The sequence below is a fragment of the Streptomyces sp. NBC_00859 genome (assembly GCF_045161865.1).
In the GTDB taxonomy this organism is placed as follows: Bacteria; Actinomycetota; Actinomycetes; order Streptomycetales; family Streptomycetaceae; genus Streptomyces.
Window position 1 is genome coordinate 630,421 of record NZ_CP108826.1, and the last position, 12,391, is coordinate 642,811.

At 67.5% G+C, this 12,391-nt stretch carries 1 protein-coding gene (cut by a window edge); it reads right to left on the bottom strand.

Translation table 11 applies throughout. The features are described 5' to 3' along the window. Positions 1-12,391, bottom strand: the 3' portion of a protein-coding gene (locus OG584_RS02845; protein WP_405774627.1) for an amino acid adenylation domain-containing protein. It continues 4,499 nt past the right edge of the window; only the last 12,391 of its 16,890 coding nucleotides appear in the window; its start codon lies off the right edge, out of view; it ends in the stop codon at positions 1-3.

The following is a 12,391-nucleotide window of genomic DNA, read 5'->3' on the forward strand; positions in this document are numbered from 1 at the left end:
TCAGCTCCGCGCTGCCAGCCAGGCCGATACTTCGGTCCACACGGCGGCCAGGGTCTCCGGCCTGGCCATCTCGTAGTGGGTGCACGGAATATCGGCCTCCGTGATTTCACCCGTAATATGGGGCCTCCACAGCTCGGCGGTGGCGGTGCCCTCCGGCTTGCTTTCCCGCGCCACGATCAGCAGGGCGTCTCCGTCGAAGCGCCCGTGCCGGTGCCCGACTCGGACCGTCCGGTGGTTCTGGAGGATCCGGGCGAAGGTGCGGTACTCCTCCTCGGTGGCGGCGCCGAGGGCACCTCCTGCTTCCTGGCGCACCACCTCGATCAGCTGGTCAACCTTGGCCTCCAGGTCGATCTCTGCCTCGTCAGTGTGGTCGCCAGCCTCCTCTTCGACGCGAAGAGTCCACGGATACTGGTCGAGGATGACCAGTGCCGAGACCTCATCGCCCGCCGCCTGTAGCTGTACGGCCATCTCGTGGGCGACCGCACCGCCGTAGGACCAGCCGAGCAGCCGGTATGGGCCACTCGCTTGTACCGAGCGGATCTGCTCGATGTAGTCCGCCGCCATCTCCGGTACGGATGCAACGACTTCGGAGGTTCCGTCCAGACCGCGTGATTGCAGCCCGTACAGCGGGATGTCCGCGTCCACGTGCCGTGCCATCGGCATGTAGCACCAACTCAGACCGCCGGCGGGGTGGACCAGGAAGAACGGGGGCTGCTTGCCCTGCTCCCTGATGGGGAGCAGGACACCCAAGGCGTCTCGTATCGAGGACAGGCTCATCCCCTTCATCAGTTCGGCCACGCTCGGCGAAGCGAACAGATCGCGGACCGCGATCGACACTCCCCGCGAGCGAAGTGCCTCCACCAGCCTCACAGCGAGCAGGGAGTGCCCGCCCAGCGCGAAGAAGTCGTCGTCGACGCCGACGCTGTCCACGCCGAGGACTTCGGCGAAGGCGTCGCACATGTTGTCTTCGAAGGAGGTGACGGCCCAGTTGGCGGTCTCCTCGTCCGGCGCTGCCTCGGGCACCGGCAGGGCCTTGCGGTCGAGCTTCCCATTCGGCATCAGCGGCAGCCGGTCGATGACCACCACCGCCGACGGCACCATGTAGCCGGGCAGCCGGTCCTGGGTGATCACCCGGACTTCCTGGCCCAGCCGGTCGGTTGCCACGCTCTCCTCCTCTGCGTCCTGTGTGGTGACACGGTTCGGGACCACGTACGCCACCAGGCGCTGATCGCCGGGGGTGTCCTCGCGGACGACGGCGACGGCCTGGCCGACTGCGGGGTGCGTCGAAAGGATGCTCTCGATCTCCCCCAACTCGACGCGGAATCCCCGTATCTTCACCTGGTCGTCTGCCCTGCCCACGTATTGCAGGTCGCCCTCGGCTGTCCAGCGCACCACGTCACCGGTGCGGTACATCCGCTGGCCGGTGCCACCGAACGGGCTGGCCACGAAGCGGCCCGCCGTCAGCCCGGGGCGACCGAGGTAGCCGCGTGCCACGCTCTTGCCGCCGATGTACAGCTCACCTGCCACGCCCGCCGGCACCGGCGTGAGGGCCTGATCGAGCACATACACCTGCGTGTTGGCGATCGGGCCACCGATGGATGTCGGGTCGGCGCCCTCGCCCGTCAGCTCCTTGGCGGTCGACCAGACGGTGGTCTCGGTCGGACCGTACAAGTTGGAAAGGGTGGGCGTCCTGGACAGAAGGGTGCGGGCCAGATCGCTCGGCAGCGCCTCCGCGCCGATCATGGCTCGGACCCCCGTCCAGTCGACCGGGTCCTCGGCGTCGGCGATCAGACCGCGCCACAGACTGGGTGTCGCGTGCACGATGTTGGCACCGGTGGTACGGATGAGGGAGCGCAGCGCCCACGGGTCGAGCACCTGCTCCTGCGAGGCAAGCACCATGCGTGCCCCGTTGAGGAACGGCAGGTAGAACTCGAAACCCGCCATGTCGCAGCCGTGGGTGCTGACCGCCAGGAGCCGGTCGTCCGCCCCCAGGGCGAACCTGTCCTGCATCGCGCTCAGGAAGTTCACGATCGCGCGGTGCTCGACGAGAACTCCCTTGGGGCGCCCGGTTGACCCCGAGGTGTAGATGACCCACATCAAATGTTCGGGCCGCAGCGCCGCCGTGCGCTCGGCGTCGGTCAACGGTCGGCTCTCATAGCGCGCGAGCCGCTCGGTGACTTCCACACCGTCCAGCAGCACCACAGGTACCTGCGGGCGGTGCTCGGGTGCCGTGGGGCGCGCATGCAGGTCCTCGCTGGTGAGCACGCAGACCGCTTCGGAGTCAGCGATGACGTACGCGATCCGGTCGGCCGGGTAGGCCGGGTCGATCGGCAGGTATGCCGCACCCGCCTTGATCACACCGAGGAGTGCCACCACCAGGTCGACCGTGCGCTCAAAGACCGCCGCGACGACCGCCTCCGGGCCTATGTTCCGGCCGACCAGGTAGCGTGCGAGTCGGTTGGCGCGGGCATCGAGTTCGGCGTAGGTCAGTTCCGTGTCGCCGTGCACCAGGGCGATCGCGCCGGGTGTGTGGGCGGCCTGTGCCTCGAACAGCTCGACGACCGTCGCTTCCGGGACCTGAGCCTCGGTGGCATTCCACTCGGCGAGCATCCGCACCCGCTCGTCCTCGCCGAGAACGTTCACCTCGCCCAGGCGGATCCCCGGATCGGCGGCGAACGCCGTGAGCACCCGTGTCAGCCGTTCGGCGATCCGCTCGACCGACGCCGAATCGAACAGGTCGGCGGCCGCGACGACCGAACCCCGCATGCCCGCGGGGGCACCTTCCGCGTCGTACAGCTCTGCGACGCTGATGTCCAAGTCGAATTTCACGACGGCCTCGGCCGGGGCCCCGGCGACGCGGGCCACCGGGGCCCCGCGCTGCGCGGCAACGCCTTCCAGGTCGAGCACGGCCTGGTCGTTGTTCTGCAGGAGCAGCATGACTTGGAACAGCGGGTGACGGGCCATCGAACGAGCCGGGGACAGCTCTTCCACCAGCCGCTCGAAGGGGACGTCCGGGTGGGCGAACGCTCCCAGCCCCGCTTCGCGTACACGGCCCAGGACCTCCCGGAAGGTCGGGTCCCCGGCCAGGTCGGTGCGCAGGACGAACGTGTTGACGAAGTAGCCGACCAGGTCGTCGAGTGCGTCGTCGGTGCGGCCCGCGATCGCGGAGCCGATCGGGACATCGGTGCCTGCGCCGATCTTGGACAGCAGGACCGAGAGGGCGCCATGAAGGACCATGAATGTCGTCACGCCCTCTGCGCGCGCCAGTTCCGTCAGCCTGGCGTGGACGTCCGCGGGGATATCGAGCGGCACCCGGTGGCCTCGGTGCGAGGCGATCGCCGGCCGGACCCGGTCGAAGGGCAGTTCCAGTTCCTCCGGCAGCCCCGCCAGCGTCTCGCGCCAGTAGGCAACTTGCTGCCAAATCAGGCTCTGGGAGTCCTGACTGTCGCCCAGTACCTCACGTTGCCACAGCGCGTAGTCGGCGTACTGGACTGGCAGCGGCTGCCAGTCGGGAGCACGGCCCGTGGTGCGAGCCTCATAAGCCACGGACACGTCACGGGCCAGGGGCGCCCATGACCAACCGTCCATGGCGATGTGGTGGACCACGACGACGAGAACTTGCTCCTGCGGGCCTGCCCTGAACAGCCAGGCACGGATGGGGACATCGGTCGCGAGGTCGAAGGTGTGGGCCTTCGCCCCGGCGACCGCGTCGGCCAGCACCTTTGGGTCCACGTCGGTGACGGTCAGTTCCCAGTCAAGCGCGTCGAGGTCGACGATCTGCTGGTACGGCTCGCCGTCTGCGACCTCGAAAACGGTCCTCAGCACTTCGTGGCGTGTGAGCAGGTCGCGGAAGGCCGCGCGCATCGCGTCGGCGTCCACCGCTCCGGCAAGCCGGGTGACCACAGGGATGTTGTAGGTGGCGCTCGGCCCATCCATTTGGTTGATGATCCAGAGCCTGCGCTGTCCGTACGAGAGTGGGAGCCGCTCGGGGCGTTCCCTGGCCGTCAGTGCCGCTCGCGCCATACCGGCACCGGGCAGCTGATCCGCCAGACCCGCGACCGTGGGGGCATCGAAGAGCGATCGGATCTCGACTTCGATGCCGAGAACGGAGCGTATGCGGCTGACCAGGCGCACCGCGAGGAGCGAGTGGCCACCGAGCTCGAAGAAGTCGTCGTCCACGCCCACTTCGGGAAGACCCAGGACTTCAGCGAAGGCCATGCACAGGATCTCCTCCTGCAGCGTGGCCGCCCGACGCCCACCGGACGCCAGCGACGAGGAATAGTCGGGCGCGGGCAGCGCCTTACGGTCGAGCTTTCCGTTGCCGGTCAGCGGCAGCGTATCCAGGACCACCACCGCGGACGGCACCATGTGCTCCGGCAGCCGCTGTCCAGCGAACTCACGTACGGATGCCGGTAGATGGTCACGCGGCTCGTCGAGGTCCGTGGGAATGACGTAGGCGATGAGGCGCTTGTCGCCGGGGACGTCCTCGCGGGCGATGACCACCGCCTGGGCGACCTGCGGGTGTGCGCCGACCACGCCCTGTACTTCGCCGGGTTCGATACGGAAGCCGCGGATCTTGACCTGGTCATCGGCCCGGCCCAGGAAGACCACCTGACCATCCGCCGTCCACTTCGCCCGGTCACCCGTGCGATACATCCGCCGACCCGACTCGAACGGGTTCGCCACAAACCGCTCCGCCGTCAGGCCGACTCGTCGGATGTACCCGCGTGCCAGCCCCGCACCCGCGACATACAGCTCACCGGCAATGCCCGGTGCCACCGGCCTCAGGTGCTGGTCCAGGATGTAGAGACGGGTGTTGGCGATCGGGGTGCCGACCGGCACCACACCGGCGGCTGTCTGCTCGGCAGTCAGCCGGGTGGTCGCCACCCCGATCGTAGTCTCGGTCGGCCCGTAATGGTTGTAGACCTCCCGCTCACCGGCCACCGCGAGCAGCTCCCGCAGCCATGCCGGCGACGGAGCCTCACCACCCAGAACCAGTGACCCTGCCGGCAGCACAGCATCGAAACCACCGGCGGCGGAGAGCGCCGCCAGGTGCGAGGGCACAGCCTTGAAGTGGTCGATACGGTGCTCGGCAAGATACGCCGCAACAGCCTGCGGGTCGGTGACCGCACCCTCATCCAGAATGTGCAGCTCACCGCCGGTGGCGAGACTGGCGAACACCACCGTGTTCCCCAGATCCGTTGCCTGCGCCTGGAGCAGCGCGTACCGCGCGCCAGGCTTCCCAAAACCCACCCGGCCGGGGACGGAAGCCACATAGTTGGCCAGACCCCCGTGCGTCACCGCCACACCCTTGGGCTGACCCGTCGAACCCGACGTATAGATCACATACGCCAACGACTGCGCTTCAACACGGGTACCCGGGCGCTCTGTTGGGAGACCAGCCAGCTGCATCTGCACGAACGTGCCGTCGAGGGCAACCAGACGCGAACGCCCCGCCGGCAGATCATCCAAAAACTCCTCGGCAGTCAGCACCAGCGCGGCCCGGCTGTCCCGCAGCATGAACGCAACCCGCTCCGTCGGCTGCGCCGGATCGATCGGCAGATAACCCGCACCCGCCTTCCACACCCCCACAATCGCCGCGATCATGTCCACACCACGCGGCAGACACAACCCCACCAGGGATTCGGCACCCACACCCTGACCAATCAGATAATGCGCAATCCGGTTCGCCCGCACCTCCAACTCCGCAAACGACACCTCAACGCCCTCAGCGACAATCGCGACGGCATTCGGCGTACGGAGAGCCTGTGTCTCGAAGCGTTCGTGCATGAAGGCAGGTTCGACATCGGTGGCCGTGTCGTTCCATCCAACCAGCACCCGATGACGCTCCACCTCATCGACCGCCGGGATGCCGCTGAGGCGGGTCTGCGGGCTGTCGCCGAGGAGGTCGAGCACGCACACCCAGGACCGGGCGATCCGCTCGGCCCACTCCGCGTCGAACAGGTCGGCGGCGACCGTCACTGAGCCGCGCAGCCCGGCCGGGACGCCCTCGGCGTCGTACGTCTCCCCCACCATCACGTCGAGGTCGAACTTCGCCGCACGGGTTCCGGTGGACATTCCGCTGGTCCACACGACGGGTGTGGCCAGTGCGTCGAGACCGGCGCTGACGGTGTTCTGCTTCGTCAGGACGACCTGGAAGAGCGGGTGGCGGGCCATGGAGCGGGCCGGGGCCAGCTCCTCGACCAGCCGCTCGAACGGCACGTCCTGGTGCGCGAAGCCGGACAGGCCCGTCTCGCGCACCCGGGCGAGCAGTTCGGTGAAGGACGGATTGCCCGAGAGGTCCGTCCGAAGCACCTGTGTGCTGACGAAACACCCGACCAGGTCGTCAAGGGCCTCATCGCTGCGGCCAGCGTGTGCCGAGCCGATCGGGATGTCGGTGCCCGCGCCCAGCTTCGAGAGCAGGGTGGCCAGGGCGGCCTGGAGCACCATGAACATGGTCACGCCTTCGGCCCGCGCCAGCTCCGCGAGGCGCGCGTGCACTTCTGCGGGGACGTCAAGCGCAACGCTGTGCCCAAGGTGAGAGGCGACCGCCGGGCGGGGCCGGTCGAAGGGTAGCTCCAACTCTTGCGGAGAATCTGACAACGCCGCGCGCCAGTAGGCGAGTTGGCGGGTGATTACGCTGTCGGGATCGGCCTCGTCGCCGAGCAGCTTCCGCTGCCACAGTGCGTAGTCGGCGTACTGGACCGGCAGCGACGGCCATGCGGGGGCGCGACCCTCTACCCGCGCCGCGTAAGCCGTGGAGAAGTCCCGGGCCAGCGGTGCTCGTGACCAGCCGTCGCTGGCGATGTGGTGGACGAGGACGACAAGGACGCGCTCACCCTCTCGGGTCTCGAAGAGGGTGGCCCGGATCGGTACCTCGACGGAGAGGTCGAAGGCGTACTGCGCGACCTTGGCGACCGCCTCCTCCAGCTCCGTCGCGTCAACCTCGACAACCTCCACCCCCCATTCGAGTTCGTTCAGTTCGATGACCTTCTGGTACGGCTGTCCGTCCGCGACACCGAAGACGGTCCGCAGCACTTCGTGCCGCCCGATGACATCGCGCAGAGCCAGGTTCAGCGCCTGCTGGTCGAGCTCGCCGGCCAGGCGCAGGGCGATCGGGCTGTTGTATGTCGAGCTGGGTCCTTCCAGCTGGCTGATGAACCAGAGCCGTTGCTGGGCGAACGAGAGCGGGATGCATTCCGGGCGTTCGCCGGCGGTCAGCGCCAGCCGGGCCTGCCCAGCAACTGCCAGACCGGCCGCGAAACCCGCCACCGTCGGAGTGTCGAACAAGGAACGCAAAGGGACCTCGACTCCCAGCACCGTACGGATACGACTGATCAGGCGCACCGCGAGCAGAGAATGCCCGCCCAGAGCAAAGAAGTCATCACCCACACCCACCTCAGGAACCCCAAGAACCTGCGCGAACACCCCACACAACAGTTCCTCCTGAACCGTGACAGGGCCCCGCCCGCCACCGGTGACATACTCCGGGGCGGGCAGCGCCTTGCGGTCCAGCTTCCCGTTCACACTCAGCGGCAGACTGTCCAGGACCACGACCGCCGAGGGAACCATGTAGGCGGGCAGCCTGTCGCCGACGAACTCGGCGACTCGTGCCGCAAGGTCGGTTACGTCGCCGTCCGCAACGACATACGTGACCAGCCGCGGATCCCCCACGACATCCTCACGCACCACCACGACGGCCTGCCGCACACCCCGGCACCCGCCCACTACGGCTTGGACTTCGCCCAGCTCGATACGGAAGCCGCGGATCTTGACCTGCTCATCCGCCCGGCCCAGATACTCGACCTGACCATCCTGCGACCACCGCACCACATCACCCGTGCGATACAAACGACCACCACACGACGAGAACGGATCAGCGACAAACCGCTCCCCCGTCAGCTCCGGACGGCCCAAATAGCCGCGGGCCAGACCAGCGCCCGCAATGTAAAGCTCACCCGGAACACCCACCGGCACCGGAGACAGGAAGCCGTCCAGAACATACACACGAGCATTCGATATCGGCCGGCCGATCGGGACGGCGCCCTCCACGTCCGCACCCGCGTACCAGGCGGTGGAGTACACCGTGGCCTCGGTGGGACCATAAATGTTGGCAACCCGGGCCCCCGGGATGGCCGTGCGGATCCCGGCAACCGCATCCGCCGTCAGCGCCTCACCCGCCAGAACAACCGTACGAGGACGAGCCCGAATCTCACCCGCCGCCACCATCTGCGCAAACGCCGACGGCACACCACTCACGAGACTCACGTCGCCTACCGGCGAGTCCGCGTCGGCCAGCGCGAGGAGGTTGTTGACGACCTCGACACTGCCGCCCGACACCAGCGGGCCGAACAGCTCGAAGACCGAAACGTCGAAGTTGAAGGACGTCGACACCAGCACCCGCCGGAAATCTGCACCCCCGAACTCCGCCGCCGCCCAGCAAAGGAGACCCGCCACCGACCGGTGCTCCACTACGACACCCTTGGGGCGCCCCGTCGAACCCGACGTGTAGATGACGTATGCCGGATGCTCCGGCCGGATCACCACCCCCAGCGGACCACCCTCAAACCCAGCCGGCTCCACATCGTCCAGAACCACAACCCTCGCACCCGACTCCGGCACCGACGCCACAGCACCCACCGAAGTAAGAACCACCACCGGCTTGGCATCGCTGAGCATGTACGCAATCCGATCCGCCGGATACCCGGGATCAATCGGCAGATACGCACCCCCCGACTTCAACACCGCCAGCAGCGCCACCACCGTCTCAATGCCCCGCTCCAGACACACACCAACAAACGACTCCGGCCCCACCCCCAACGCCACCAGACGACGCGCCAACCGATTCGCACGGACATCCAACTCGGCATACGAAACACACTCACCACCCGACACCACCGCAACCACCTCCGGCGTGCGGGCCACCTGCGCCTCAAACAACCCCACCACCGTGGCATCACCCGGCAACTCAACCGCCGAATCGTTCCACTCACTCAGTACCTGCCGCAGCCCCGCCTCATCCAGCACCTGAACAGAACTGAGCGGCACATCCTCATCACGCTCGAGGGCCGACTCAAGCGCGGAAACCAGATTCCCAGTCGCCGTGCGCACGAACTCACCCACCATCTCGGGGTCGATCGGCGCCACTGCATGGACCGCCAGCGAGATCCTCTCGCCGTTGTCGTCGACCGAGACCATCAGCGGGTAGTTGGTGTGCTCCTCGAAAAAGACCCGCCGGATACCATCCAGTCGCTCATCACGAGCCTGGGGGGCCTCAGCCACCGACTTGCCGCGGTTGTGGCGGTAGTTGAACAGTGCGGTAAACAGCGGCGCGTCACCCGTGACCCCGCTGGCCTGCTGCGCCACGGTGAGCGGCGCGTGTTCGTGCTCCAGGAGCTCTGCCAGCTGACTGCGCATCGCGGACACAGCGGAGAGGACGCCGAGTTCGTTGGTGCGCACACGGACGGGCAGCGTATTCAGGAAGGGGCCCGGCACTCTGTCGGACCCCATACCGGCGTTCATGCGCCCGAACAGGACCGTGCCGAAGACCACGTCCTCGCGGCCGCTCACCGCCGCAAGGACTCGGGACCACGACAGGTGCAGCAACGTCGCCGGACTCGCGCCGAGGCGTCGGGAGATGTTGAGCAGGCGCGTGTGCAGTTCGTCGCCGAAGTCGACCCGAGCTCGTGTCGTGCCGGTACCGTCACCACGGACGTCGACCAGGCCGAAAGGGGTCGTCGGCTCGGTGACGTCACCGAGCAGCTCAGCGAAGTACCGTTCGTGCTCGCCCGCGGCCACTCCAGCGTGGGCCTGTGCGACAAAGTTACGGAAGGGAAGCGGCTCCGCCAGGGTGTCGTCGCGTCCGGTGAGGAACGCGTTGACCTCGGCGAGCATGATCTCGAGAGCGGTGTGGTCTTGAACCATGTGGTGGATCCGCACCAGCGCTAGCCACTGCTCGCCACCGGGGACACGGCCTGCGTGGATCCGGATCAGTGGTGCCCGCCCCAGGTCCATCGACCCGCCGGCGGCCTCGAGCAGCTGCTTCACCTGGTCGCCGCCCTCGGCATCCAGGGCGACTTCGGTGCAGGGCAGGATGGCATGGCGCCGCACCACCTGAACCGGCTCGCGCAGGCCCTCCCATACGATCGAGGTGCGGTAGATGTCATGTCGGTCCACGACGCTCTGCAGCGCCTGGGTGAACGCGTCGAGCCGCTCGCGGGCGTCGAACTCGACGACTGTCGGCATCACGTACGCGTCCTCGCCACCCTCCGCAAGGAGGTGGTGGAAGAGCAGTCCTTCCTGCAGCGGGGCCAGCGGATAGATGTCGGCGACGTTCGCAGCACCGCCCTCAACGGTGGTGACGATCGCCTCGATCTCAGCGGCTGTGAGGGCGATGAGCGGCAGCATCTGCGGGGTGATCGCGGTCGCTCCGGCCGGGATCAGGTTCGCCGGGACGGCCACCTGCGCGGAGCCCGCCGAGGCGGCGAGCCCGGCTGGAGTCGATGCGTCGAAGAGCGCCCTGATCGAGACCGAGACTCCTCGTGTACGAAGCAGTGCGACGAGGCGGATCGCGAGCAGCGAGTGGCCGCCGAGCCGGAAGAAGTCGTCGTCGACGCCGACCCCGTCGAGGCCCAGAACCTCGGCGAAGCCCGCGCACAGAATCTCTTCGCGGGCGTTGGATGGGCCCCGCCCGTTGCCGGTGACATACTCCGGGGCGGGCAGTGCCTTGCGGTCCAGCTTCCCGTTCACACTCAGCGGCAGACTGTCCAGGACCACGACCGCCGAGGGAACCATGTAGGCGGGCAGCCTGTCGCCGACGAACTCGGCGATACGCAAGGGAAGTCCGGCCGGCTCTGCTTCCTCGGCCGGGACGACGTAGGCGACCAGGCGTTTGTCACCCGGCACGTCTTCGCGGGCCACCACTACAGCCTGGGCGACCTGCGGATGGGCGGCCACTACGGCTTGGACTTCGCCCAGCTCGATACGGAAGCCGCGGATCTTGACCTGCTCATCCGCCCGGCCCAGATACTCGACCTGACCATCCTGCGACCACCGCACCACATCACCCGTGCGATACAAACGACCACCACACGACGAGAACGGATCAGCGACAAACCGCTCCCCCGTCAGCTCCGGACGGCCCAAATAGCCGCGGGCCAGACCAGCGCCCGCAATGTAAAGCTCACCCGGAACACCCACCGGCACCGGAGACAGGAAGCCGTCCAGAACATACACACGAGCATTCGATATCGGCCGGCCGATCGGGACGGCGCCCTCCACGTCCGCACCCGCGTCCGCACCCACATACCAACCCGTCGTGTAGACCGTGGCCTCGGTGGGACCATAAATGTTGGCAACCCGGGCCCCCGGGATGGCCGTGCGGATCCCGGCAACCGCATCCGCCGTCAGCGCCTCACCCGCCAGAACAACCGTACGAGGACGAGCCCGAATCTCACCCGCCGCCACCATCTGCGCAAACGCCGACGGCACACCACTCACGAGACTCACGTCGCCTACCGGCGAGTCCGCGTCGGCCAGCGCGAGGAGGTTGTTGACGACCTCGACACTGCCGCCCGACACCAGCGGGCCGAACAGCTCGAAGACCGAAACGTCGAAGTTGAAGGACGTCGACACCAGCACCCGCCGGAAATCTGCACCCCCGAACTCCGCCGCCGCCCAGCAAAGGAGACCCGCCACCGACCGGTGCTCCACTACGACACCCTTGGGGCGCCCCGTCGAACCCGACGTGTAGATGACGTATGCCGGATGCTCCGGCCGGATCACCACCCCCAGCGGACCACCCTCAAACCCAGCCGGCTCCACATCGTCCAGAACCACAACCCTCGCACCCGACTCCGGCACCGACGCCACAGCACCCACCGAAGTAAGAACCACCACCGGCTTGGCATCGCTGAGCATGTACGCAATCCGATCCGCCGGATACCCGGGATCAATCGGCAGATACGCACCCCCCGACTTCAACACCGCCAGCAGCGCCACCACCGTCTCAATGCCCCGCTCCAGACACACACCAACAAACGACTCCGGCCCCACCCCCAACGCCACCAGACGACGCGCCAACCGATTCGCACGGACATCCAACTCGGCATACGAAACACACTCACCACCCGACACCACCGCAACCACCTCCGGCGTGCGGGCCACCTGCGCCTCAAACAACCCCACCACCGTGGCATCACCCGGCAACTCAACCGCCGAATCGTTCCACTCACTCAGTACCTGCCGCAGCCCCGCCTCATCCAGCACCTGAACAGAACTGAGCGGCACATCCTCATCACGCTCGAGGGCCGACTCAAGCGCGGAAACCAGATTCCCAGTCGCCGTGCGCACGAACTCACCCACCATCTCGGGGTCGATCGGCGCCACTGCA